This is a genomic window from Pseudomonas sp. CFBP 5748 (assembly GCF_053850495.1).
In genome coordinates this window covers 190,831-216,419 of the sequence record NZ_JBSPTN010000008.1, presented here as the reverse complement: position 1 = coordinate 216,419, position 25,589 = coordinate 190,831, and the positions used below count along the sequence as shown (strand labels likewise).

Annotated in this window: 21 protein-coding genes and 1 pseudogene; 11 read left to right on the top strand and 11 right to left on the bottom strand. The window is 62.0% G+C overall.

What is annotated here, in order from left to right; translation table 11 throughout:
* The first annotated feature begins 116 nt into the window (after window positions 1-116).
* The 8 genes from ACWNZ1_RS19890 to cmoB all read left to right on the top strand — a co-directional run bounded on the left by ACWNZ1_RS19890 (window position 117) and on the right by cmoB (window position 9,387).
* Window positions 117-929 (top strand): cytochrome C assembly family protein, encoded by an 813-nt coding sequence (locus ACWNZ1_RS19890; protein WP_135843855.1) that lies wholly within the window; start codon window positions 117-119, stop codon window positions 927-929.
* Between the two features lie 12 nt (window positions 930-941).
* On the top strand, window positions 942-2,183 hold the full coding sequence (locus tag ACWNZ1_RS19885) for an HlyC/CorC family transporter (RefSeq protein WP_256452220.1): 1,242 nt from the start codon (window positions 942-944) through the stop codon (window positions 2,181-2,183).
* A gap of 295 nt (window positions 2,184-2,478) precedes the next feature.
* Entirely contained in the window at window positions 2,479-3,792 is a 1,314-nt protein-coding gene (locus tag ACWNZ1_RS19880) for an MFS transporter (protein WP_135843852.1), read from the top strand.
* A gap of 149 nt (window positions 3,793-3,941) precedes the next feature.
* Window positions 3,942-6,356, top strand: a complete 2,415-nt coding sequence (lon, locus tag ACWNZ1_RS19875) for an endopeptidase La (RefSeq protein WP_135843851.1) — start codon at window positions 3,942-3,944, stop codon at window positions 6,354-6,356.
* 215 nt (window positions 6,357-6,571) lie between these two features.
* Window positions 6,572-6,964: a protease inhibitor I42 family protein gene (locus ACWNZ1_RS19870; RefSeq protein WP_135843850.1), complete on the top strand. Its 393-nt coding sequence runs from the start codon at window positions 6,572-6,574 to the stop codon at window positions 6,962-6,964.
* Window positions 6,965-6,966: 2 nt separating this feature from the next.
* A complete protein-coding gene (locus tag ACWNZ1_RS19865; protein WP_256452219.1) occupies window positions 6,967-7,602 on the top strand; it encodes a lysoplasmalogenase in 636 nt (211 codons plus the stop codon).
* A gap of 88 nt (window positions 7,603-7,690) precedes the next feature.
* Complete coding sequence (gene cmoA, locus ACWNZ1_RS19860) at window positions 7,691-8,434, top strand: carboxy-S-adenosyl-L-methionine synthase CmoA (protein WP_256452218.1); 744 nt, start codon at window positions 7,691-7,693, stop codon at window positions 8,432-8,434.
* The gene (gene cmoB, locus ACWNZ1_RS19855) at window positions 8,431-9,387 is read left to right on the top strand and encodes a tRNA 5-methoxyuridine(34)/uridine 5-oxyacetic acid(34) synthase CmoB (protein WP_256452217.1); all 957 of its coding nucleotides are present in this window, start codon (window positions 8,431-8,433) and stop codon (window positions 9,385-9,387) included. The genes cmoA and cmoB overlap by 4 nt, the downstream gene beginning before the upstream one ends.
* Window positions 9,388-9,511: 124 nt before the next feature.
* Here the strand turns inward: cmoB and tadA are convergent, their stop codons facing one another.
* From tadA to ACWNZ1_RS19820, 7 genes and pseudogenes are all read right to left on the bottom strand, one after another.
* A complete protein-coding gene (tadA, locus tag ACWNZ1_RS19850; protein WP_256452216.1) occupies window positions 9,512-10,009 on the bottom strand; it encodes a tRNA adenosine(34) deaminase TadA in 498 nt (165 codons plus the stop codon).
* Window positions 10,009-11,385, bottom strand: coding sequence for a multicopper oxidase family protein (locus ACWNZ1_RS19845; RefSeq protein ID WP_256452215.1), 1,377 nt, complete (start codon window positions 11,383-11,385; stop codon window positions 10,009-10,011). The genes tadA and ACWNZ1_RS19845 overlap by 1 nt, the downstream gene beginning before the upstream one ends.
* 124 nt (window positions 11,386-11,509) lie before the next feature.
* Window positions 11,510-11,860, bottom strand: a pseudogene (locus tag ACWNZ1_RS19840) (helix-turn-helix transcriptional regulator); the annotation flags it as partial.
* Window positions 11,861-12,092: 232 nt separating this feature from the next.
* Complete coding sequence (gene guaA / locus ACWNZ1_RS19835; RefSeq protein ID WP_135843844.1) at window positions 12,093-13,670, bottom strand: glutamine-hydrolyzing GMP synthase; 1,578 nt, start codon at window positions 13,668-13,670, stop codon at window positions 12,093-12,095.
* A gap of 79 nt (window positions 13,671-13,749) precedes the next feature.
* A complete protein-coding gene (gene guaB, locus ACWNZ1_RS19830) occupies window positions 13,750-15,219 on the bottom strand; it encodes an IMP dehydrogenase (RefSeq protein WP_135843843.1) in 1,470 nt (489 codons plus the stop codon).
* A gap of 153 nt (window positions 15,220-15,372) precedes the next feature.
* The gene (locus tag ACWNZ1_RS19825; RefSeq protein ID WP_135843842.1) at window positions 15,373-15,921 is read right to left on the bottom strand and encodes a sugar ABC transporter ATPase; all 549 of its coding nucleotides are present in this window, start codon (window positions 15,919-15,921) and stop codon (window positions 15,373-15,375) included.
* 72 nt (window positions 15,922-15,993) lie between these two features.
* Window positions 15,994-16,761 (bottom strand): sulfite exporter TauE/SafE family protein, encoded by a 768-nt coding sequence (locus tag ACWNZ1_RS19820; protein ID WP_135843841.1) that lies wholly within the window; start codon window positions 16,759-16,761, stop codon window positions 15,994-15,996.
* A gap of 230 nt (window positions 16,762-16,991) precedes the next feature.
* Between ACWNZ1_RS19820 and xseA the strand changes: the two genes are divergently transcribed.
* The 3 genes from xseA (at window position 16,992) to leuA (ending at window position 21,329) form a co-directional block, all read left to right on the top strand.
* On the top strand, window positions 16,992-18,371 hold the full coding sequence (gene xseA, locus ACWNZ1_RS19815) for an exodeoxyribonuclease VII large subunit (RefSeq protein WP_135843840.1): 1,380 nt from the start codon (window positions 16,992-16,994) through the stop codon (window positions 18,369-18,371).
* Between the two features lie 3 nt (window positions 18,372-18,374).
* Window positions 18,375-19,196, top strand: a complete 822-nt coding sequence (locus ACWNZ1_RS19810) for a peptidoglycan DD-metalloendopeptidase family protein (RefSeq protein WP_135843839.1) — start codon at window positions 18,375-18,377, stop codon at window positions 19,194-19,196.
* Window positions 19,197-19,649: 453 nt separating this feature from the next.
* The gene (gene leuA / locus ACWNZ1_RS19805; protein ID WP_256452212.1) at window positions 19,650-21,329 is read left to right on the top strand and encodes a 2-isopropylmalate synthase; all 1,680 of its coding nucleotides are present in this window, start codon (window positions 19,650-19,652) and stop codon (window positions 21,327-21,329) included.
* 180 nt (window positions 21,330-21,509) lie between these two features.
* On the opposite strand, the gene ACWNZ1_RS19800 is transcribed toward leuA, so the two are convergent.
* The 4 genes from ACWNZ1_RS19800 to der all read right to left on the bottom strand — a co-directional run bounded on the left by ACWNZ1_RS19800 (window position 21,510) and on the right by der (window position 25,546).
* Window positions 21,510-21,926 carry a hypothetical protein gene (locus tag ACWNZ1_RS19800; protein ID WP_135843837.1) on the bottom strand — a complete coding sequence of 139 codons (417 nt, stop codon included), beginning with the start codon at window positions 21,924-21,926 and terminating at the stop codon, window positions 21,510-21,512.
* Window positions 21,927-21,994: 68 nt separating this feature from the next.
* The gene (locus ACWNZ1_RS19795; RefSeq protein ID WP_256452211.1) at window positions 21,995-22,786 is read right to left on the bottom strand and encodes an amidohydrolase; all 792 of its coding nucleotides are present in this window, start codon (window positions 22,784-22,786) and stop codon (window positions 21,995-21,997) included.
* On the bottom strand, window positions 22,774-23,922 hold the full coding sequence (locus tag ACWNZ1_RS19790; protein ID WP_135843835.1) for a pyridoxal phosphate-dependent aminotransferase: 1,149 nt from the start codon (window positions 23,920-23,922) through the stop codon (window positions 22,774-22,776). Before ACWNZ1_RS19790 ends, ACWNZ1_RS19795 begins: the two co-directional genes overlap by 13 nt.
* Window positions 23,923-24,073: 151 nt before the next feature.
* Complete coding sequence (der, locus tag ACWNZ1_RS19785) at window positions 24,074-25,546, bottom strand: ribosome biogenesis GTPase Der (RefSeq protein WP_076386232.1); 1,473 nt, start codon at window positions 25,544-25,546, stop codon at window positions 24,074-24,076.
* Window positions 25,547-25,589 lie beyond the last annotated feature (43 nt).

Here is a 25,589-nt window from a genome sequence, read left to right as displayed (position 1 = left end):
GCGGATTATAGCGAAGATGCGTGCGACGTACAGCTTACTGTCAGTTGCGGTGGTCTTTCGTGCGATGGGGGTTCTATGCCAAACTCAGCGACTTTCGGGCCTGCCTAACAGGATTTATGCTCCCCTTGTCACCCAGCTTGCTTGCTACCCTCGCCGCCGCCTGCCTTTATGCCGCTGCGACCCTCTATCAAGGCACCCGCCTGGCCACCGGCGCCAAGGCGAACAAACGCCTGCTGGTCATGCTTGGCGTGCTGGCGGTGCTCGGCCACGCGGCCAGCCTTTATACCCACTTGATGACGCCAATCGGCCTGGGCCTGGACTTTTTCAACGCTGCCAGCCTGATCGCCGTGGCCGTGATCGCCCTGACGCTGATCGCCTGCTCGCGCATCCCGGTGGAAAACCTGCTGGTACTGCTCTTCCCGCTGGGGCTGGCCACGGTGCTGCTGGCGCAGTTCGCGCCGTCGGGCACGGTGCAAATCATCGACGAGGAGCCAGGCATCCTGGCGCACATCCTGCTGTCGATCCTCGCCTACGGCCTGTTCACCATTGCGGTGTTCCAGGCGCTGCTGCTGCTGGTGCAAGACCACCAACTCAAGCACAAGCACCCGTCCGGACTGATCCGCAACTTCCCGCCGCTGCAAACCATGGAAAGCCTGTTGTTTGGCTTCCTCTGGGCCGGCTGGACCCTGCTGTCGCTGTCGCTGATCTCCGGCTGGCTGTTTGTCGAGAACCTGTTCGCCCAGCACCTGGTGCACAAGACCCTGCTGGCCTGCCTGGCGTGGGTGGTGTTCAGCGTGTTGCTGTGGGGGCGCAACCGGCTCGGCTGGCGCGGCCATAAAGCGATTCGCTGGACCCTGGCCGGTTTCTGCCTGCTGATGCTGGCTTACTTCGGCAGCAAGCTGGTCCGTGAATACATTCTGCATATCTGACGGACGGCCCTGATGGATACGTTGCCCGTGGGGCCACTGCTTGCTGTGCTGGTCGTGCTGATCCTCTGGTCAGCCCTGTTCACCGCGATCGAAGCCGCCCAGCTACACCTGCTGGCCCAGCGCAAGGCATCGCGCGCCAACGACAAACCGCCCGTGACGCTGAACTTCCCCCGGGACAGCCTGATTCTGTGCAATACCCTCTGCCGTACCCTGGCCGTGGTGCTCGGCACCTTGCTGGCGATTTTTACCTGGCTGGAAAACGGCCCGTGGGCGGCCTGGCTCGGCACCAGTGTGGCCCTGCTGGTCTTCGCCGATTACCTGCCGCGCACCCTGGCCATCCGCCAACCCGATGCGGTGCTGGCACTGGGCAATGCCCTGCTTGGCGTGCCATTGAAGATTCTTTATCCATTGGCCTGGCTGCTGAATGGCGTCAGTCAGTTGCTGCTGCGTCCGTTTGCCCGCAAGGCCAGCGCGGTCCAGCAAAGCGATGACGAAACATCCCTTGCACCGCGCAACGAGCACGAACCCGAACACCACGGCAGCCGCCTGCACACCCTTTCCGGCATCCACGCCCTGGACAACATTACCGTCAACGACATCCTCCTGCCGCGCAGTGAGGTCGATGGCATCAACCTTGATGACCCGATTGGTGAGATCATTGAACAGTTGCGCCTGAATCGTCGTACCCGTCTGCCGGTGTTCCACAGCGACATCAACCAGGTCGAGGCAGTACTCAACACCCGCCAGATCCGCCATCTGCTGGCAGACGCGAGCCTGACCAAGGAAGCGCTGCTGGCTGCCTGCCACGAACCTTACTTCGTGCCTGAGAGCACCCCGCTGCAGCTGCAATTGTTGAACTTCCACAAGCAGCAGCGGCGCCTGGGCATGGTGGTGGACGAATACGGCGAAGTATTGGGCATCGTCACCCTGGAAGACATCCTCGAAGAAATCGTCGGCGAATTCGAAAGTGAGCACAGCCTCGATAATCCCCACGTTCATCCCCAGCCCGATGGCCGCCTGATCATCGATGGCGCGGCGTCGATCCGTGAACTGAACCGGACCCTGGGCTGGCACTTGCCTTGCGATGGCCCCAAGACCCTCAACGGGCTGGTGACCGAAGCCCTGGAAACCATTCCCGAAAGCCCGGTATGCCTGAAGATCGGCCGTTATCGGCTGGAAATCATCGAAACCGTGGACAACCGCGTCAGCCAGGTGCTGGTGTGGCATAACAGTTCGGTGCCCGCTGCTCTCTAAACCCGTGGCGAGGGAACTTGCTCCCTCGCCACGGGGTTCTTCGCAAGCTTCACTATTTTGTGGCTCACTTGTCGAATCGTTAGCCCCCTTCCTATACTCAACCCGCTTACCCAGCCCCGCCCGAATCCTGTGCTTACCCCGCACTCAGCCGGTTCCGGCCAGACCATCGGCAAAATCCGCATCAGCCCTGCGACTGTTCCTACCTGAAACAGCGAAAGCGGCCTAACCCACATCCCTGGGTGTTCGACCATAATAATTCGCTCCAACGGAGCACATGACTGTCAGGGATAAGCGCATGACGACCACCACCTGCAATGACGCTGTGTCGGCCCAGCCGACGAACTCCGCCACCCGCGTGGCGACCGCGAGTTTCATCGGCACCGCCATCGAGTTCTACGACTTCTATGTATACGCCACGGCCGCGGCCCTGGTGATCGGGCCGGTGTTCTTTCCTCAAACCTCAGGCACGGCACAGATGCTGTCGTCCTTCCTGACCTTCGGCATCGCCTTCCTCGCCCGCCCACTGGGTTCTTTGTTGTTCGGCCACTTCGGCGACCGGATCGGGCGCAAGTCCACGCTGGTGGCCTCCCTGTTGCTGATGGGCGTGTGCACCACCCTCATCGGCGTGCTGCCGGGTTACGCCAGCATTGGCGCGTGGGCACCGATCCTGCTGTGCCTGCTGCGGTTCGGCCAGGGCCTGGGGCTGGGTGGTGAATGGGGCGGCGCGGCACTGCTCGCCACCGAGAACGCGCCCAAAGGCAAACGCGCCTGGTTCGGCATGTTCCCGCAATTGGGGCCATCCATCGGCTTCCTGGCGGCCAACGGCTTGTTCCTGACCCTGGCCATGACCCTGGACGACGAGCAGTTCCGCTCCTGGGGCTGGCGGATTCCGTTCCTGCTCAGTGCCGTGCTGGTGATCGTCGGCCTCTATGTGCGGCTCAAGCTCCACGAAACCCCGGTATTTGCCAACGCCATGGCCCGCCAGGAGCGGGTGAAGGTGCCGTTGGTCGAGCTGTTCAGCCAGTACTGGGCACCGACGCTGCTGGGCGCGGCGGCGATGGTGGTGTGCTACGCGCTGTTCTACATCTCGACGGTATTTTCCCTGAGCTACGGCGTGTCCACTCTCGGCTACAGCCGTGAAACCTTCCTGGGCCTGTTGTGCTTTGCCGTGCTGTTCATGGCCGCCGCTACGCCGTTATCCGCCTGGGCCAGCGACCGTTACGGCCGCAAACCGATATTGATCATCGGTGGCGTGCTGGCAACTGCCTCGGGTTTCCTCATGGAACCCTTGTTGACCCACGGCTCCACCGGCGGCGTGGCGCTGTTCCTGTGCATCGAGTTGTTCCTGATGGGCGTGACCTTCGCGCCCATGGGCGCCTTGCTGCCGGAGCTGTTTCCAACCCATGTGCGCTACACCGGCGCGTCGGCAGCCTACAACCTGGGTGGCATCGTCGGCGCCTCGGCGGCCCCGTTCTTCGCCCAGAAACTGGTGGCGATGGGTGGTTTGAGCTACGTCGGCGGTTATGTCTCGGGGGCTGCGGTGCTCAGCGTGATCGCCGTGCTGTGCCTGAAAGAGACACGTCATAACGATTTGAACCGGGTCGCCTGAACATCGGTCCGGGCCCTGCAACGGGCCCGGCCCCAACCTGTCACGCGCCTGAACAACCGCCAATGAAATAACAGCTAACAAACGCCCACCATTGAAACCACCCCCCACCTGCCCCATCTAAGACCCATACTCCATTGCGCAGGTGCCCCATGAGCGACCAGCACTCTACTGAAGCCGCGAACGATTACGCTGATCCCGAACACATCGAGCACACCTCCTCCGGCACCGGCCTGGCGCTGCCTGGCCAGAACCTGCCGGACAAGGTCTACATCATTCCCATCCACAATCGTCCGTTCTTCCCGGCCCAGGTGTTGCCGGTCATCGTCAATGAAGAACCGTGGGCCGAAACCCTGGAGCTGGTGGCCAAGTCCGAACATCACTCCCTGGCGCTGTTTTTCATGGACACGCCCCAGGAAGACCCACGCCATTTCGACACCTCGGCGCTGCCGCTGTACGGCACGCTGGTCAAAGTGCATCACGCCAGTCGCGAGGGCGGCAAACTGCAGTTCGTTGCCCAGGGCCTGACCCGCGTGCGCATCCGCACCTGGCTCAAGCACCATCGCCCGCCCTACCTGGTGGAAGTCGAATACCCGCACCAGCCGAGCGAGCCGACCGACGAGGTCAAGGCCTACGGTATGGCGCTGATCAATGCGATCAAGGAACTGCTGCCGCTCAATCCGCTATACAGCGAAGAGCTGAAGAACTACCTCAACCGCTTCAGCCCCAACGACCCTTCGCCGCTGACCGACTTCGCCGCCGCCCTGACCTCCGCTACCGGCAGCGAACTGCAGGAAGTGCTCGACTGCGTACCCATGCTCAAGCGCATGGAGAAAGTGTTGCCGATGCTGCGCAAGGAAGTCGAAGTGGCGCGGTTGCAGAAAGAGATCTCCGCTGAGGTCAACAACAAGATCGGCGAACATCAGCGCGAGTTCTTCCTCAAGGAGCAGCTCAAGGTCATCCAGCAGGAGCTGGGCCTGACCAAGGACGACCGCAGCGCCGATCTCGAACAGTTCAAACAACGGCTGGAAGGCAAAACCCTGTCGGCCCAGGCGCAGAAACGCATCGACGAGGAAATGAACAAACTCTCGATCCTGGAAACCGGCTCGCCGGAATACGCCGTCACCCGCAACTACCTCGATTGGGCCACCTCAGTGCCGTGGGGCGTGTACGGCCAGGACAAGCTCGACCTCAAACATGCGCGCAAGGTGCTCGACCAGCACCATTCGGGCCTGGGCGACATCAAGGACCGAATCCTGGAGTTCCTCGCCGTCGGCGCCTACAAAGGCGAGATCAGCGGCTCCATCGTGCTGCTGGTGGGCCCGCCAGGCGTGGGCAAGACCAGCGTCGGCAAGTCCATCGCCGAATCCCTGGGCCGACCGTTCTACCGCTTCAGCCTCGGCGGGATGCGCGACGAAGCCGAAATCAAGGGCCATCGGCGTACCTACATCGGTGCCCAGCCGGGCAAGCTGGTGCAGGCGCTTAAAGATGTCGAAGTGATGAACCCGGTGATCATGCTCGACGAAATCGACAAGATGGGCCAGAGCTACCAGGGCGACCCAGCCTCGGCACTGCTGGAAACCCTCGACCCGGAACAGAACGTCGAATTCCTCGATCATTACCTGGACTTGCGCCTGGACCTGTCGAAAGTGCTCTTTGTCTGCACCGCCAACACCCTGGACTCGATTCCCGGCCCGCTGCTGGACCGGATGGAAGTGATCCGCCTGTCGGGTTACATCACCGAGGAAAAAGTCGCCATCGCCAAGCGCCACCTGTGGCCCAAGCAACTGGCCAAGGCCGGCGTGTCCAAGGGCAGCCTGAGCATCAACGACAGCGCCCTCAAGGCCCTGATCGATGGTTATGCCCGGGAAGCCGGGGTACGGCAGCTGGAGAAACAGCTGGGCAAACTGGTGCGCAAAGCCGTGATGAAACTGATCGACGATCCGAAAGCGGTAATCAAGCTCGGGCCCAAAGACCTCGAAGCCTCCCTGGGCAAACCGGTGTTCCGCAACGAGCAGGTGCTATCCGGCATCGGTGTGATTACCGGCCTGGCCTGGACCAGTATGGGCGGCGCGACCTTGCCGATAGAGGCGACGCGTATCCACACCCTCAATCGCGGCTTCAAGCTGACCGGGCAACTGGGGGACGTGATGAAAGAGTCGGCGGAAATCGCCCACAGCTACGTCAGTTCGCACTTGAAGCAATTTGGCGGCGATCCGAAGTTCTTCGACGAAGCGTTCGTCCACCTGCACGTACCGGAAGGCGCCACACCCAAGGACGGCCCGAGTGCCGGCGTGACCATGGCCAGTGCCTTACTGTCCCTGGCCCGTAACCAGGCACCGAAAAAAGGCGTGGCCATGACCGGCGAGCTGACCCTTACCGGGCATGTCCTGCCGATTGGCGGGGTGCGCGAGAAAGTGATCGCGGCGCGGCGGCAGAAAATCAATGAGCTGATCCTGCCGGAAGCCAACCGGGGCAATTTCGAAGAACTGCCGGATTACCTCAAGGAAGGTGTCACGGTGCACTTTGCCAAGCGGTTTGCGGATGTGGCCAAGGTGTTGTTCTGATAGTGCTGTAGCGCCTGTGCGGGCCCCATCGCGGGCAAGCCTTGCTCCCACAGGGTCAATGTCGCTCACAGATTGGGTGTGCGACAAAGATCCATTGTGGGAGCAAGGCTTGCCCGCGAAGGCGTCATCAGCACCACCCCATCCCCACCTGACACACCCAGTAGCATCTTCGGGTATGCTCGCCGTTCGTCGTGAATGCCGGAGCCATCGCCCTTATGTCCCTCACCCGCCTGTTCGTCCCCCTCAGCCTCGCTCTGCTGAGCGCCTGCGCCACGCAACCGAAACACAACGTGACCGTGGAAAAACTGAGCCAGTGCCCGGTGCGGCTCAACAGCGGGCAAAACCTGATCCTGAGCTTGCCCAGCAACCCCACTACCGGTTATCGCTGGGCAATCCAGGATTCGGCCGGTGGCGTGTTGAAAAGCCTGGGGCCGGAGGTTTACCGCAACCCGGAAGACGCCGGCATCGTCGGCGCCGCCGGGGTATCGACCTGGCGTTTCCAGGCGTTTGCCACCGGCACCGGTCGCTTGCGCCTGACTTATCAACAGCCCTGGGCGCCGGAAGTGCCGCCGGTGGAAACCTTCGACTGCGCCATTTCGGTGAATTGACCGTGGGCTGGCTGATCCTGGCACTGATGGGCGCGACCACCTACCTGTACGGCCTGACCGTGCATGCGTCGCTGCTGTGCCTGCTGGTCAAGCCGATGCCAGTCCTGGCCCTGCTCGGCTGGCTGCACGATGCGCCGCCCGGCGAATATCGGCGCTGGATCAGCCTCGGGCTGATGTTCTCGGTGGTGGGCGATGTGTTGCTGGCCTGGCCAGGGGATCTGTTCGTGTTCGGCCTGGGCGCGTTTCTGCTGGCGCACCTGGCCTACCTGAAAGCCTACCTCAGCGACTGCCGCCGCCCGGCGCTGCTGGCGCTGGTCCTGGCTTTGGCTATCGGCGCAGTCCTGTTAGGGATCCTGATGTCGAACGGCCTCGGGCCGCTGTTGGTCCCGGTGATTGTCTATGGCCTGGCCATCAGCGCCATGCTCTGGCGAGCACTGGCGCGACTGGGCACCACGGTGCCCAAGCGTTCGGCCTGGCTGGCCGCCGCCGGGGCGCTGGCGTTTGTTTTCTCCGACAGCCTGATCGGCATCAACCGGTTCGTGTCGCCCTTCCATGCCGCGCCTTATTTGATCATCGTCAGTTATTGGCTGGGCCAGTGGGGGATTACGGCATCGGCGTTCCCTCAAAAGCGGCACTGAACAGAGATCAAAGTGGGAGCAAGCTCGCGCCCACAGGTTTTTTAGTTAAAATGCCGGCCTTTTCACCCCCCATGCCGCTGGAACCGCCGTGAGCAAAGAACCCGATCGTCTATTCGCCCAACCCCTGGCCCAGGTGCCTGACTTCGCCTTCAACGAGGACGTGGTGCGGGTGTTTCCGGACATGATCAAGCGTTCGGTGCCGGGTTACCCGACCATTGTCGAAAACCTCGGCGTGCTCGCCGCGCAATTCGCCCAGCCGGGCAGCGTGCTCTATGACCTGGGTTCGTCCCTGGGTGCGGTGACCCAGGCGCTGCGCCGCCATGTGCGCACCGACGGTTGCCGTGTGATCGCTGTGGATAACTCGGCGGCGATGGTCGAGCGTTGCCGCGAATACCTCAACGGCCAGGACTCGATGTTCCAGGAGCTGCTGCCCGTTGAAGTGATCGAAGGTGACATCCTGGCCCTGACGTTCCAGCCAGCCTCGGTGGTGGCGCTGAACTTCACCCTGCAATTCATCGCGCCGGACCAGCGCACCGCGCTGTTGAGCCGCATTCGCCAGTCGCTGCTGCCTGGCGGCGCCCTGATCCTTTCGGAAAAGTTGCGCTTCAACGACGCCGAGGAACATGCCCTGCTCACCGACCTGCATGTGGCGTTCAAGCGCGCCAACGGCTACAGCGAGCTGGAAATTGCCCAGAAACGCAGCGCCATCGAAAACGTCATGAAGCCCGACAGCCTCGAAGAACACCGCGAACGCCTGCTGGCGGCCGGGTTCTCGAAAGTCGTGCCGTGGTTCCAGTGTCTTAACTTCGCCTCGTTGATTGCCCTGCCATGATTGATCTGTCCCCCCTCGCCCGCCATCTGGCCGGCACGCCCCTGGCCGATTGGGCCGCGACGCTGCAGACGCAACTCGACAGCAAAATGGAAAAGGGCCATGGCGACCTGGAGCGCTGGCAGAGCGCCCTCGACGCCTTGCCGGTGCTGCAACCCAGCGAAATCGACCTGCTGAACAGCCTGACCCTCGACACCGACTGTTCTGACGAAACCCGTGCCCAGATGCGTACCGCACTGATGGGCCTGTCGCCATGGCGCAAAGGGCCGTTCGACCTGTTTGGCGTGCACGTGGACACTGAATGGCGCTCGGACTGGAAGTGGTCACGGGTGGCGCCGCACCTTGATCTCAAAGGCAAGCGCATCCTCGACGTGGGCTGCGGCAACGGTTATTACATGTGGCGGATGCTCGGCGCCGGAGCCGACACGGTGATCGGCGTCGACCCCAACTGGCTGTTCTTCTGCCAGTTCCAGGCGGTGCAGCGTTACCTTTCGCAGCCGAACGCCTGGCACCTGCCATTCCCGTTCGAGGCCTTGCCGCCGGAACTGGAAGGCTTCGACACGGTGTTTTCCATGGGCGTGTTCTACCATCGCCGCTCGCCGATCGAACATCTGCTGGCCCTCAAGGACTGCCTGGTCAAGGGTGGCGAACTGGTGTTGGAAACCCTGGTGATCGAAGGTGACGAACATCAGGTGCTGGTCCCCGAGGACCGCTACGCACAGATGCGCAACGTGTGGTTCCTGCCCTCGGTACCGGCCCTGGAACGCTGGCTGCGCCGCGCCGGATTCAGCGACGTGCGCTGTGTGGACGTGAGCTTGACCACCGTGGAAGAACAGCGCAGCACCGAGTGGATGAAATATCAGTCGCTGAGCGACTTCCTCGACCCCGCCGACCACAGCAAAACCATCGAAGGACTGCCGGCGCCGATGCGGGCGGTGATTGTGGCGCGGAAATAGCCCCAGCGTTCCAGGCACTGAAAATCATTGTGGGAGCGAGCTTGCTCGCGATAGCGGTCTGTCAGGCAACATCTTTCTTGAATGTCAGGCCATCATCGCGAGCAAGCTCGCTCCCACAACAGGTTCAGTCTGAAGGCTTGGCTCTACGGGCCTTGAAGAACTCACTCAACACCGTGCTGCACTCTTCAGCGAGCACCCCGCCCTCGAACATCACTCGATGATTCAGGAATCCCTGGTTGAAAAACTGCCCCTGGCTCTGGACGATGCCGGCCTTGGGTTCCAGGGCGCCGTAGACGACCCGCGCGATGCGTGAGTGGACGATCAGACCGGCGCACATGCTGCAGGGCTCCAGCGTCACGTAGAGGGTGCTGCCGGGCAGGCGATAGTTGCTTACGGCCTGGGCGGCGGCGCGGATGGCGACCATTTCCGCATGGGCGCTGGGGTCGTGGCCGCTGATCGGGCAGTTGAAGCCGCGCCCAATGATCTCGCCGTCCTGCACCAGCACCGCACCCACCGGCACTTCGCCCAGGGCCGCGCCTTGGGCAGCAAGGGCCAGGGCTTCGCGCATGAAGTCCTGGTCACGGCTGCGGTCGATGATTTTGGCCGGGCGAATCTGGCGCATCACGCCACCTCGATGGCGGCCATCAGGCCGGTTTCCATGTGGTCGATCACATGGCAATGGAACATCCACACCCCTGGGTTATCCGCCACCAGCGCCACCTGCGCCCGCTCGTTCTTGCCCAGCAGGTAGGTGTCGGTGAAATACGGGATGACCTTGTGCCGGTTAGACGCAATCACCTTGAAGCTCATGCCGTGCAAATGAATCGGGTGCTGGTACTGAGTCATGTTCTTCAATTCGAAAATGTAGCTCTGGCCTTTCTTCAACGTGGCGATTGGCCGGTCGGCGCAGGTCTTGTCGGTGATGTCCCAGGCCTTGCCGTTGATCTGCCACAGGCTCGGCGGCTTGCCATTGTCGACGTTGACCGACACCGAGCCAACCCATTCGAAATTGAAGTTGAGTTTCTCGGCATTGGCCAGGTCCGGCTCGGACACCGGGTTGGCGGGCAGTGCCGGCGGCCACTGGGTCGGCGCGTCACTGTTGGGCACCGAACGCAAGGTTCCCAGGCGCACCGGGCCATTGCGCAACGAAAGCTCTTCCCCGGCCGGCGGCGCCTTGATCGCCAGGCAAATGCGCATGCCCGGGCCAAGCCAGTATTCCTTGCCCAACGGGCGCGGTTCGATCGGGTTGCCGTCCAGCGCATAGATCTGCGCTTCAACGCCCGGAATATTGATCCGGTAGGTCAGGGTGTTATCCAGGTTGAGCAAACGTACCCGGGTGATCTGCCCGGCCGGCAGCTCAATCACCGCCTCCGGCACGCCGTTGATGGTCGCCAGCCGCCCGGCCGTGCCGCCGCGCGCTGCCTCGCGGGGAATGCTGAAGGCGACGAACTCGCCTTGTTCATCCACATGCCAGCTCTTGAGGCTCAAGGTCTGTTCGTATTTGAACCCGGTGGGCTCGCGTTCTTCGATGATCAGCGGCCCCACCAACCCACGCCCGAGCTCTTCGCTGCTGTTGACGTGGGGGTGATACCAATAGCTGCCGGCGTCCGGCACGCGGAATTTGTAATCGAAGTACTCACCCGGCAACACCGGCAGTTGCGAGACATACGGCACGCCGTCCATCTCCAGCGGCAAGCGGATCCCGTGCCAGTGAATGGTGGTGGCGACCGGCAGGTGATTGATGAAGCGCACCCGCAACCATTCGCCCTGGCGCACCCGCAATTCAGTACCCGGCGCCGACGGCCCGAAGGCCCAGGCCTGGGTCTTGTGCCCGGCCACCAGCTCGACATCCAGGGGCGCCGCGATCAATTCATAGTCGTGACCGGCCTCGGCATTGGCCATCTTGCCCAGCCAATACCGCGAAGCACCTCCCGCACCCACGCCAACGACAACAAGACCGGCCAGGCCACCGAGTATTTGGCGACGGGTAAAGGACATGAACGCAAGCACCTCTGCAATTGCTGCGAACCGTAGGCCCGCAAAAGGCGAATACGATACACCTGCAATTGAGAAATATTAAGTGAAGGATTGTCGCGCCATCTCGCTCGAACAACGATGGCTGTCACCCAACCAAAGCTTCCAACTCCTTGAAAGCCTGGTTCGGTAACCGTCGGCCTTCTTTCGCAACGTTGACCTGCAAGGCCACCTGGGCCACATCCAACACGTCCTTGGTAAGCGAATAGTTGCCCCTGGCCTGCAGCCAGCTCAGAACGTCTGCCAAATGCCGGATAGATGTACTCCCCTCGTGCACGGGCGTCGGGAAGCTGCCTGGATAAGCCAACATCAACTTGTGCATGTTCTGCCGAGATACACCTACGATCTGCGCTACGTCGGCCAGAGCGCTAAGCACGGCCTTGACCGCATCAGGAGCATCACGAGTGAACTCCAGCGCCAGTCGTCCCGGCTGCCCGATGATAGCGTTTCCCGCTGCGCTCTAAGGCGGGTAATCGTCGCGAAAGGTGACGGCACTGCCCTCCCTACACTGTCCCAGTATGTCATTGCGGTTGGAGGCGGGAAGAAGCTTGGAATTGGCCAGCGAAAATGAAAAAAGCCCTGTGGAAGTTATCCACAGGGCTTTTGATCAAGGCAGGTGCCGGAGGCAATATAAGGACCGTCAGCGGTACCTATATTTATTTACGCCTGACTCATTCCCACTCAATCGTCGCCGGCGGCTTGCTCGACACGTCATACGTCACGCGAGAAATACCTTCGATTTCGTTGATGATGCGCCCGGAAACGGTTTCCAGCAGCTCGTATGGCAGGTGCGCCCAGCGAGCGGTCATGAAGTCGATGGTTTCCACGGCACGCAGGGCCACGACCCAGGCGTAGCGACGGCCATCACCAACCACGCCAACGGATTTCACCGGTTGGAACACCACGAACGCCTGGCTGACCTTGTGGTACCAGTCGGCCTTACGCAGTTCTTCGATGAAGATGTGGTCGGCGCGACGCAGCAGGTCGGCGTATTCCTTCTTCACTTCACCGAGGATCCGCACGCCCAGGCCCGGGCCTGGGAATGGGTGGCGGTAGACCATGTCGTACGGCAGGCCCAATTCCAGGCCGAGGCGACGCACCTCATCCTTGAACAGTTCGCGCAGCGGTTCGACCAGCTTGAGGTTCATCTCTTCCGGCAAGCCACCGACGTTGTGGTGGGACTTGATCACGTGGGCCTTGCCGCTCTTGGCGCCGGCCGACTCGATCACGTCGGGGTAGATGGTGCCCTGGGCCAAGTACTTGATGTTGTCCAGCTTGCAGGATTCGGCATCGAACACGTCGATGAAGGTGCGGCCGATGATCTTGCGCTTCTTCTCCGGGTCGGACTCGCCGGCCAGGTTGTTCAGGAACTGCTCTTCGGCGTTGGCGCGGATCACCTTGACGCCCATGTTCTCGGCGAACATGGCCATCACTTGCTCGCCTTCGTGCAGGCGCAGCAGGCCGTTGTCGACGAAGACGCAGGTCAGCTGGTCGCCGATGGCCTTGTGCAGCAGCGCGGCGACCACCGAGGAGTCCACACCGCCGGACAGGCCGAGCAGCACGTTGTCGGTACCGACCTGGGCACGCACCTGGGCGATGGCGTCTTCAGCGATCTTCGACGGGGTCCACAGGGCTTCACACTCGCAGATGTCGAGGATGAAGCGCGACAGGATGCGGCCGCCCTGCTTGGTGTGGGTCACTTCCGGGTGGAACTGCACGCCGTAGTAACGGCGGTCATCGTTGAACATGCCGGCAATCGGGCAGCTCGGGGTGCTGGCCAGGATGTGGAAGTCTTCCGGCATCCTGGTGACCTTGTCACCGTGGCTCATCCACACGTCGAGACCGAACAGGCCGTCGGCGTCGATATGGTCTTCGATGCCGTCCAGCAGGCGGCTCTTGCCGACCACGTCAACGCGGGCATAACCGAACTCACGCAGGTCGGAACCTTCTACCTTGCCGCCCAGTTGTTCAGCCATGGTCTGCATGCCGTAGCAGATGCCGAAGACCGGCACGCCCAGGTCGAACACCGCTTGCGGGCAGCGCGGGCTGTTGGCTTCGTGCACGGACTCGGGGCCGCCGGCGAGGATGACGCCTTTAGGCGCGAATTCGCGAATCGCTTCGTCATCCATGTCGAACGGATGCAATTCGCAGTACACGCCGATTTCACGCACGCGGCGGGCAATCAGCTGGGTGTACTGGGAACCGAAGTCGAGGATCAGGATGCGGTGAGCGTGAATGTCGAGGGCCATGACTCATTCTCATGTAGTGAATCAGAAACAACTCGGGGCTGAATGAACAGCCCCGGTGATTAACGTTTTACTGAAGGCCTTAACCTACGCGGTAGTTCGGCGCTTCCTTGGTGATCTGTACGTCGTGGACATGGGACTCGGCCATGCCAGCACCGGTGATGCGCACGAATTCCGGCTTGGTGCGCATCTCTTCGATGTCGGCGCTGCCGGTGTAGCCCATGGAAGAACGCAGGCCGCCCATCAGTTGATGGATGATGGCGCTCAGGGTGCCTTTGTACGGCACGCGACCTTCGATGCCTTCCGGCACCAGCTTCTCGGCACCCGCGGAGGAGTCCTGGAAGTAACGGTCGGAAGAGCCCTGGGCCTGGGACATGGCGCCCAGCGAACCCATGCCACGGTACGCCTTGTAGCTACGGCCCTGGAACAGCTCGATCTCGCCTGGTGCTTCTTCAGTACCGGCGAACATCGAACCCATCATCACACAGGAAGCACCGGCAACGATGGCCTTGGACAGGTCACCGGAGAAACGGATGCCGCCGTCGGCGATCAACGGTACGCCCGTGCCTTCAAGGGCCGCGGCGACGTTGGCGATGGCGCTGATTTGCGGCACGCCGACACCGGCGACGATGCGGGTGGTGCAGATCGAACCCGGGCCGATACCGACCTTGACCGCGTCGGCGCCAGCTTCGGCCAGGGCCTTGGCGGCAGCGCCGGTGGCGATGTTGCCGCCGATCACCTGCACTTCAGGGAAGTTCTGCTTGACCCAACGAACGCGATCGATAACGCCTTTGGAATGGCCGTGGGCAGTGTCGACCACCACCACGTCTACGCCAGCATTGACCAGGGCGGCGACACGGTCACCGGTGTCCTTGCCGGTACCGACCGCAGCGCCGACGCGCAGGCGACCCTGGTCGTCCTTGCTGGCCAGCGGGTAAGCCTTGGCTTTTTCGATGTCGTTGACGGTCATCATGCCCTTGAGGGCGAATTTGTCATCGACGATCAGCACGCGCTCGATGCGGTGCTTGTGCAACAACTCACGAACGGCGTCCTTGCTGATGCCTTCCTTGACCGTGACCAGGCGCTCTTTAGGCGTCATCACTTGGCGGACGGTGGCATCCAGGCGGTTCTCGAAACGCACGTCGCGGGAAGTGACGATGCCGACCAGGTCGCCATCGTGCAGCACCGGAACGCCGGAGATGTTGTGCATGCGGGTCAGTTCGAACAGATCGCGAACCGTGGCGTCAGCCTCGATGGTGATCGGATCCTTGACCACGCCAGCCTCGAACCGCTTGACCTTGCGCACTTCGGCGGCCTGCTGTTCGATGGTCATGTTCTTGTGGATGATCCCGATACCGCCTTCCTGGGCCATGGCAATGGCCAGACGGGCTTCGGTCACGGTGTCCATGGCGGCGGAAACCAACGGGATATTCAGTTCGATGCCACGGGTGAGACGGGTTTTGAGACTGACTTCGTTAGGCAGTACTTCGGAATAACCGGGCACTAGGAGAATGTCGTCGAAGGTCAGAGCTTCTTGGCTGATACGCAGCATCGCGGGGGCTCCCGAGCGGGAAAATGGAAGCGCGCCATTATACTCATGGACCCTGTCTGGCTCAATGTAAAACTCTGTCTATTATTGCCGGGGTGATCGATGGGCTAAATCAATGCCTGGCTGCCCGCTCCCACAGGGGTTATTACGGCGCCCCTACAATTGCACCTTCACCCAACTCACCGGCTGATCCAGCCAATCGGCGAACTCATCCAGAAACGCCTGCTTGAACCCCGCCTCCAGCCAGTTATTGAAAATGAACCCCAGGTTCGAGAACCCACAGGGCTGCAGGAACAGAAAGCCATTGATGTCGTCTTCGTGTCCACATTCGGGGCAGGTGAAGTTGTCGGTGCGCGCCGGCATCCAGTCTTCCAGGCTTTCGAACAACGCCTCGCCGATTTCCTTGCGGCACTCGGCGCAGCCGGCCTCTTCCAGAAACCCCTTGGCCGGGGTGTAGATGCAACGCTTGGTGATGATTTCCAGGCCATTGATCGCCTCGCCGAACGGCAAGGCTTCAGGGCGCATGACCACGTCGCGGGCGCCAGGGGCGATGGCGTGGGCCATGCGATTGCCGGTGCGCCCGCAGGTGGTCAGTTGTTCTTCGACGATATTCTTGCGCACCAGCCAGCGCACAATCGCCCGGGCCCGAGGCTCGTGGACCGGCAGGGTGGAAATTTTCGGGACGATGATGCTTTGCGAATTCATGGCGGGGCCTGGCGGTTTCTCTGGCTGGGGCTATTGGTAGGGGGCGGCAGCTTAATCCCTGGCCAAGCCAGGTCAAGCACTCAGGTACCGGCCGATCAATGCGATGCCGCTGGCGAGCACCAGCCAGGTCACCAGGCGCACGAACGTCTCGTGTGACATTCGCAGGGTCAGGCGACGGCCCACCCACAGCCCCAGCGCCATGGCCGGCAACAAACACAGCGCCAGTATCAATAAGGGTAGCTCGGCATACACCCCCGCGACAGCGAACAAGCCCAGGCGCACCACGGTACTGCAACTGATCAGCGCGCTTTGGGTGGCGCGGGCCGCTTCCTTGGACAAGCGGCTGTTCAGGTAGATGGCATATAAAAAGCCGCCACTGCCAAACAATGCGCCGAACATCCCGCCCACCGTGCCCATCGGGAACGCCCACAACGCCGACAACTGCGCCGGCCGTCTTTTTATCGACAGGCTGTAGATCGCATAGCTGCAGATGAACAGCCCCATCAACAGCAACAACAGGTCGGATTTGAGGTTGAGCAGGAAAATCACCCCCAGGGTGCAGCCCACCGCCATGCAGGGCAGCAACCGCAGCAGCTCCGGTCGGGAGACGTCCCGGCGCGATGGCAACAGGTTGCCGAAGGCCGCGACAAAATCGAGCAAGACCAGCAACGGAATGATTTTCGACAGTGGCATGAACAACAGTAGGATGGGGGCGGCCACCAACGCCGTGCCGAACCCGGCGATGCCGAATACGATGTAGGCCAGGGCGATGGCCAGGCCGATCACCAGCCATTGCGTTGGCGCGAATGCCCATTGGCCTAGCCATGACAGAAGATCCATTGCCGACTTCCTTGATGACGAAGCGGGCGACTTTAGCCAGATGTACGGTGGCATATCCAGTATTTATGGCGGCTGATACACCGCTATCGCGAGCAAGCTCGCTCCCACACTGGATCTATGTCGCACTGAAGATCAAACGTGGGAGCGAGCTTGCTCGCGATACGGGCGACTCGGTCTGAATTGTTTGCACACATGGAGATTCACCGGCGAATGCCCTTATCATGCCGCCCATGATTAAAGATCCCTTTGCCCGACTGGGCCTGGACCGCGAGGTCCTGACTGTCAGCCAGCTCAACGGCCGTGCGCGGGTGTTGCTCGAAGACGTGTTCAGCAACATCTGGGTCGAGGGCGAGATCTCCAACCTTGCTCGCCCGGCCTCCGGCCACGTGTATTTCACCCTCAAGGACAGCGGCGCCCAGGTGCGTTGCGCGCTGTTCCGGCAGAACGCCGCGCGGGTGCGCCAGGCCTTGAAAGACGGGCTGGCGGTGAAGGTGCGCGGCAAGGTCTCGCTGTTCGAGGGCCGTGGCGACTACCAACTGATCCTCGACACCGTGGAGCCGGCTGGCGACGGTGCCCTGCGCCTGGCCTTCGATGCCCTGAAGGAAAAGCTCAGCGCCGAAGGCCTGTTCAGCGCCGAGCGCAAGGTGCCGCTACCGGCCCACCCGCAACGCATCGGCATCATCAGCTCGCCCACCGGTGCGGTGATCCGCGACATCATCAGCGTCTTCCGCCGCCGGGCGCCGCAAATTGCCCTGACCCTGATTCCCACCGCCGTGCAAGGCCGCGAAGCCACCGCACAAATCGTCCGCGCCCTGAAACTGGCCGATGCCCGGGGTTTCGATGCGCTGATCCTGGCCCGGGGCGGCGGTTCGCTGGAGGACTTGTGGTGCTTCAACGAAGAAGCCGTGGCGCGGGCGGTGGATGCCTGCGTCACGCCGATCGTCAGCGCCGTCGGCCATGAGACCGACGTGTCCATCAGCGATTTCGTCGCCGACGTGCGCGCCCCTACCCCGTCCGCCGCCGCCGAACTGCTGGCCCCGGATGCAGGGGATCTGGTGCGCCGGGTCGAAAGCCTGCATCGCCGGCTGGTGATGCGCATGCGCGACCGCCTGATGCGCGATCAACTGCGCCTCGAGGGCCTGACCCGGCGCCTGCGCCATCCCGGCGAACGCCTGCGCCAGCAAGCCCAACGCCTCGACGACCTGGACATGCGCATGCGCCGGGCCTTCGAGCGCAGCCTCAACACCCGCCGCGAACGGCTGATCCGCCTGGAAACCCGCTTGGCCGGGCAACATCCGGGCCGGCAACTGGCGATGCTGCGCCAGCGCCTGGACAGCCTGGCCGAACGTCTACCCAGGGCCATGCGTGAAGGCTTGAAAGCGCGACGGGTGCAATTGCACAACCAGATGCAGACCTTGCACATCGTCAGCCCCCTGGCGACCCTTGGCCGGGGCTACAGCATTTTGCTCGACGAGCGCGGCCAGGCGATCCGCAGCGCCGGACAAACCCAGACCGGCCAACGCCTGACCGCCAAGCTCGGCGAAGGCGAACTGCTGGTGCGGGTCGAAGACAATCACCTGACGCCGGTCACCCTTTCTTTACTGGATTGATTCATGCCGCGATATCTCGCTCCATTGCTCTTGCTGTGCCTGACCCTCAACGCCCACGCCGACAGTTACATCAGCCGCCTGTTGAACAAACCGGTGCCCGGCGGCGTGGCCGTGGTCGATCTGGGCAGCGCGGCCAAGGCACCGAAAGCCAGTTACCAGGGCAAGCCGGTGCTGGTGGTCAAGGAACAGGACAACTGGCTGGCGATTGTCGGCATCCCGCTGACGGTCCAGCCCGGCACCCAGCAAATCAGCAGTGGCGGCAGCACCCAGCCGTTCGTGGTCGGCTATAAAAAGTACCCCGAGCAACACATCACCCTGAAGAACAAACGCCAGGTCAACCCGAACCCGGCGGATCTCAAGCGCATCGACGCAGAACTGGCCGTGCAACTGAAGGCCTACCGCAGCTTCAGCCCGAACATCCCCAGCAACCTGTTGCTGGACAAACCGGTCAACGGCCCGCTGTCGAGCAAGTTTGGCGTGCGCCGGTTCTTCAACGGCGAAGAGCGCAACCCCCACGCCGGCCTGGACTTCGCCGTGCCCGCCGGCACGCCGATCAAGACCCCGGCCGCCGGCAAAGTAATCCTCACCGGCAATTACTTCTTCAATGGCAACACCGTGTTCGTCGACCATGGCCAGGGCTTCATCAGCATGTTCTGCCACATGTCGAAGATCGACGTGAAGGTCGGCCAGCAATTGGCCCGGGGCACGGTGGTGGGCAAGGTCGGCGCCACCGGCCGGGCGACCGGGCCGCACATGCATTGGAACATCAGCCTGAACGATGCGCGGGTGGATCCGGCGATTTTTATTGGGGCGTTCCAGCCCTGAGCCTTGTGCAAGGCTAATGGCCTCTTCGCGAGCAAGCTTGCTCCCACATGGGTATTTCGGCGTTCTGAAAAACGCCGCTTTACTTGTGGGAGCGAGCTTGCTCGCGATGACGGCAACAGCATCACCACCTCCCCATGGATTGCCGAGCTCCAAACATCGACGCAATAAAACTACAATTTCCCCAAGAACACGCGATTAAATCTCGCAAACCCTTCCAAAAACAGAACTTCTCTCAATTTTTCCCGACTGCTTGCGATCCGCCCCTCACGCGGTTAGGGTTGAGGGCATGAAAACCTCTCACACCCTCATCCAGCTTCGCCAGCACCGCAGCCTGTGCCTCGTCAGCGCACGACTGCCGGGCTGAATCGCGACACCTCGATCCGGCTGTGAAGCCACCCCCATCAGAACACCGGCAGGCCGCCTCTTTCCGGCCACGACAATAAGGATTCCCCGATGAGCATGCTCAAAGACCCGTCTTCCAAGTACCGCGCCTTCCCGACTATCAACCTGCCGGATCGCACCTGGCCGTCGAAGACCATCACCGCCGCTCCGATCTGGTGCAGTTCCGACCTGCGCGACGGCAACCAGTCGCTGATCGAGCCGATGGACGCGGTGAAGAAGCTGCGCTTCTGGAAAACCCTGGTGGCCGTGGGCGTCAAGGAAATCGAAGCCTCGTTCCCGGCGGCTTCGCAGACCGATTTCGACTTTGTGCGCACCCTCATTGAAGAAGGCCACATCCCGGACGACACCACCATCCAGGTGCTGACCCAGGCCCGTGAAGACCTGATCGCCCGCACCTTCGAATCCCTGCGCGGCGCGAAAAAAGCCATCGTCCACCTGTACAACGCCACCAGCCCATCGTTCCGCCGCATCGTGTTCAACCAGGACAAGGAAGGCGTGAAGGAAATCGCGGTGAACGCGGCCAAGCTGTTCGTCAAATACGCAGCGCAGCAGCCAGAAACCCAATGGCAGTTCGAGTACTCGCCAGAAACCTTCAGCGCCACCGAGCTGGAGTTCGCCAAGGAAGTCTGCGACGCAGTGATCGAAGTGTGGAACCCGACGCCTGAGCGCAAGGTAATCCTCAACCTGCCCGCTACCGTGGAAGTCGCCACCCCGAACATCTACGCCGACCAGATCGAGTGGTTCCACCGCAACATCAGCCGTCGCGACAGCGTGCTCATCAGCCTGCACACCCACAACGACCGTGGCACCGGCGTGGCCGCTACCGAGCTGGGCCTGATGGCCGGCGCCGACCGTGTCGAAGGCTGCCTGTTCGGCAATGGCGAGCGCACCGGGAACGTCGACCTGGTGACCGTGGCACTGAACCTCTACACCCAGGGTATCAACCCTGAGCTGGATTTCTCCGACATCGACGGCGTGCGCAAAGTGGTCGAAGAGTGCAACCAGATCCCGGTGCACCCGCGTCATCCGTACGTGGGCGACCTGGTTCACACCGCGTTCTCCGGCTCACACCAGGACGCGATCCGCAAAGGCTTTGCCCAGCAGAAATCCGACGGGCTGTGGGAAGTACCGTACCTGCCGATCGACCCGGCCGACATCGGCCGCAGCTACGAAGCGGTGATTCGTGTAAACAGCCAGTCGGGCAAGGGCGGCATCGCCTACCTGCTGGAGCAGGAATACGGCATCAGCCTGCCGCGTCGCATGCAGATCGAGTTCAGCCAAGTGGTACAGCGTGAAACCGATCGCCTGGGCCTGGAAATGACTGCCCAGCAGATCCACAGCTTGCTGCAACGCGAATACCTGCAAGCCAACACCCCGTATGCGCTGGTCAGCCATCGCCTGCAGGAAGAAAACGGCAACAGCGCCGTGGAAGTGGAAGTGGCCAGCAAGGGCCAGGGCGAGACCAACCTGCACTGGCGCGGCAAAGGCAACGGCGCGCTGGAAGCGCTGGTGGCCGGCCTGCCGATTCCGGTGGAGATCATGGACTACAACGAACACGCCATCGGCGCCGGCACCAATGCCAAGGCTGCCGCGTACATCGAACTGCGGGTCAACGGTGAGCGTGCGGTGCACGGCGTGGGCATCGATGAAAACATCACCACCGCCAGCTTCAAGGCCCTGTTCAGCGCGCTGAATCGCTCGCTGAGCCAGCCGGAAGCCAAAGCGGCCTGATCGATCGTTCAGCCGAAATGCAAAAGGCCCTGGGGTGTGAACCCTGGGGCCTTTTTGTTTGGCTTGGGATTTTGTGCCGACTGCCCTGGCCTCTTCGCGAGCAAGCCCGCTCCCACACTGGATCGGTGCTGTGTGGGAGCGGGCTTGCTCGCGAAAGGGCCCTATCAGCCGACAAAAATGTCAGGCATGGGTATCAACAGAAACAGTCATAGCCTGCAACAGCGACCCGCGCAGGCTCATCAAAGTCGCCTGGGTGCCCATGATCTGGGCTTGAAGAGCCATGGCCTGCTGGGCCTTTTGCTCTTCATTGGCCTTGCTGTTCTGGATCTGGGCCAATTGGGCTTGCTGTTGGGCCAACAGCTTTTCGGTCTGCTCGATCTGCTTCTTCAACTGTTCGATGACCTGTTGGTTAGGGCTGCCGGCACTGCCGCTACCGCTGGCACCTTGCGCGCCGCCGCTGGCAGGGGCTTTATCGTCGCTGTCACCAATCGATACTACCGCAGGACTGGTCGCAGTCTCCTCGGCAGCCCCCTTGATCGAAATTTTAGGGGCCGATTGCAGATAAGGGTTGAGGGTGGAAGCGCTGATACTGGTCATAGGGACTCCTCCTTGGCTGACCGGTTATCGGCACTCCCGAACATTTCTAAAGGGCTGAAACGTTTCAATCAGATGAATTCGAACGTATCGGCATCCAGGTTCGCCGGAAACCGCGTGCGATAAGCCGCCAGGTCTGCCGCGCTCAAACACACCGTGAACACACCATCGGCCTCGCCAGCGCTGAGCAAGGTTTCGCCCTGGAAGTCCAACACCTGGCTGTCACCGGTGTAGGCAAACCCCTTGCCGTCGGTGCCGATGCGGTTCACCGCCGCCACGTAGCACAGGTTCTCGATCGCCCGGGCCGGCAGCAGCCGGTTCCAGTGCTGACGTCGGGCGCCGGGCCAGTTGGCGGTGTACAGCAAAAGGTCGGTGTCCTCGGCATCGCGACTCCAGACCGGGAAGCGCAGGTCGTAGCAAATCAGCGGACGAATGCGCCAGCCCTTGAGTTCGAACAGCACCTGGCGCTCGCCCGGCGTGTAGTGGTTGTGCTCCCCCGCCATGCGGAACAGATGGCGCTTGTCGTAATGCAGCACCTCCCCGTCCGGGCGCGCCCAGAGCAGACGATTGCGATGGCTGCCGTCCGCCGCCTGGATGATCACACTACCCGTGATGACCGCATTCAGCTTCGCCGCCTGGGCCTTGAGCCACTTGTGCGCCGGGCCGCACTCCGGCTCCGCCAGGGTCTCGGACTCCATGGAGAAGCCCGTGGTGAACATTTCCGGCAGGATGACCAGGTCCGCGCCACGTGCCTGTGCAAGCAAACCGTCGAAATGCTCCAGGTTGGCCTGGCGATCGTGCCAGGCCAGGGTGGTCTGGATCAGCGCCACATTGAGGTTGGGCAACGCACTCAGATCACGCATAGTTTTTCCGCCGCTTCGCGCAGCGTCTCCTCGCGTTTGGCAAAGCACAGGCGCACCAGGCGCTGGCCTTCGGGTGGGTTCTGGTAGAACACCGAGACCGGAATCGTCGCCACGCCGTGCTCGCGGGTCATCCAGACCGCCATGTCGACGTCATTCAGATCCGGGCGAATCTGGGAGTAATCCACCAACTGGAAATAGGTGCCGGCCACCCGCTTGAAGCTGAACCGTGACGGCGCCAGCAGATCGCAGAACAGATCGCGCTTGGCCTGGTAGAAGTCCGGTAGCTCTTCGACGTGCTCCGGATGATCGGCCATGTAGTCGGCCAGGGCGTACTGCAACGGCGTCACGCCGCAGAAGCTGACGTATTGATGCACCTTGCGCAGTTCCGCCGTCAGGGCCGCTGGCGCCACCACGTAGCCGGTTTTCCAGCCGGTGACGTGGTAGGTCTTGCCGAACGAACTGACCACGAAGGCCCGCTGGTAAAGCTCTTCATGGGCCAGGACGCTGGCGTGGGCGACGCCATCGAACACCAGGTGCTCGTAGACCTCGTCGCTGATCAGGTAGATGTCGCGGTCACGAATCAGCGCTGCCAATTGATCCAGTTCGGCGCGACTGATCAGGGCGCCACTGGGGTTGTGCGGGCTGTTGAGGATGATCATCCGCGTGCGCGGGCTCAGGGCTTCGCCGAGCTTCTGGAAGTCGATGGCGAAGTCATCCAGGCCCAACTGCACATGCACACAGCGCCCACCGGCCAGCTGCACCGCCGGCTCGTAGCTGTCATAACAAGGGTCGAACACGATCACTTCGTCACCGCTGTGCACCACAGCGGCAATGGCACAGAAAATTGCCTGGGTCGCGCCGGGGGTCACCGTCACTTCCTGATCGGCATCGACGCTGACGCCATAACTGCGGGCGATCTTCGCCGCAATCTGCTGGCGCAGGGCCGGCAAACCGGTCATGGGTGAATATTGGTTGTGGCCTTGGGCGATGTGCCGGCCGACTGCATCGCGCAGGGCCTGCGGACCATCGAAATCGGGAAACCCCTGGGACAGATTGAGCGCGCCGGTCTGCGCCGCGAGCTGGGACATCTGGGTGAAAATAGTGATGCCGACATTCGGCAACTTGCTGGTGATCATCGAGGGTTCCCTGGGTCTGCACCCGGCTCAGGTGCGGCGCGGGAGAGGTCGAGGATAGCCCAATCGCCGGGCATGAAAAAGGGTGCCACACAGGGCACCCTTCTTACGCTGACACAACTCGCTCCCACAGTGGAACTGCGGTGACTACCGATCAGCGCTTATCGCGACGCTTCTTGTCAGCCTTCTTATGGTGCGACATCAAGCGGCGCTTCTTGTTGACCTGGCGGTCGGTGAGCGTGTTCTTGTTGCCTTCGTACGGGTTCTCGCCGCCCTTGAACTCGATGCGGATCGGCGTGCCGACCAGCTTCAGGACGCGACGATAGGTGTTTTCCAGGTAACGGACGTACGACTTGGGCACCTTCTCGATCTGGTTACCGTGAATCACGATAATCGGCGGGTTGGCACCACCCAAGTGGGCGTAACGCAGCTTGATCCGACGGTTGTTGACCATCGGTGGCGCGTGCTCGCCCACGGCGTCTTCGAGGATCTGGGTCAGGCGGTTGGTCGGCCAGCGGGTGACCGCCGACTTGAACGAGTTCTGCACCGATGCGTAGAGGTTACCCACGCCCGTGCCGTGCAAGGCCGAGATGAAGTGGATGTCGGCGAAGTCGACGAAGAACAGCCGACGCTGCAATTCGACCTTCACGAAATCGCGCTCGCTCGGCGTCATGCCGTCCCACTTGTTGATCGCGATGACCAACGCACGACCGGCTTCCAGGGCGAAGCCCAACAGGTTGAGGTCGTGATCGACCACGCCTTCGCGGGCGTCCATCACGAAGATCACCACGTTGGCGTCCTTGATCGCTTGCAGGGTTTTGACCACGGAGAATTTTTCGACTTCTTCGTGGATCTTGCCGCGCTTGCGCACACCTGCGGTGTCGATCAGCGTGTACTTCTCTTCGTTACGCTCGAACGGGATGTAGATGCTGTCACGGGTGGTGCCGGGTTGGTCGTACACGATCACCCGGTCTTCGCCGAGCATACGGTTGACCAGCGTCGACTTGCCCACGTTCGGGCGGCCGATGATGGCGATCTTGATCCCGTCTTTTTCGCTTGGGCCGGGGATGCGCTTGGCTTCCTCGCCTTCGGCAACGATTTCTTCTTCGCCGTCTTCAGGCTCGTCTTCGTCGTCTTTCGGGAAATCAGCCAGGGCGATTTCCAGCATCTGGGTGATGCCACGGCCGTGGGCACCGGCGATCGGGATCGCCTGGCCCATGCCCAACGGAGCGAATTCAGCGCGGGCCATGTCCGGGTCGATGTTGTCGACCTTGTTGGCAACCACGTAGGAACGCTTGTTACGTTTGCGCAAATGCTCGGCGATCATCTGGTCGGCGGCGGTAAAACCGGCCTTGGCGTCTACCAGGAACAGCACCACATCGGCTTCTTCGATGGCGAGCAGCGACTGCTCGGCCATTTTTTCATCCATGCCGTGTTCATCACCGGAGATGCCGCCGGTGTCGACCAGAATATAGGTACGCCCTTGCCACTTGGCCTCACCGTATTGGCGATCACGGGTCAGACCGGACAAGTCGCCGACAATGGCGTCGCGAGTCCTGGTCAGGCGGTTGAACAAGGTGGACTTGCCGACGTTCGGTCGGCCCACCAGGGCGATTACGGGAACCATGCGGCTCTCCACTTCGTTATTTCAGAAAATACAAAAGCCGCTG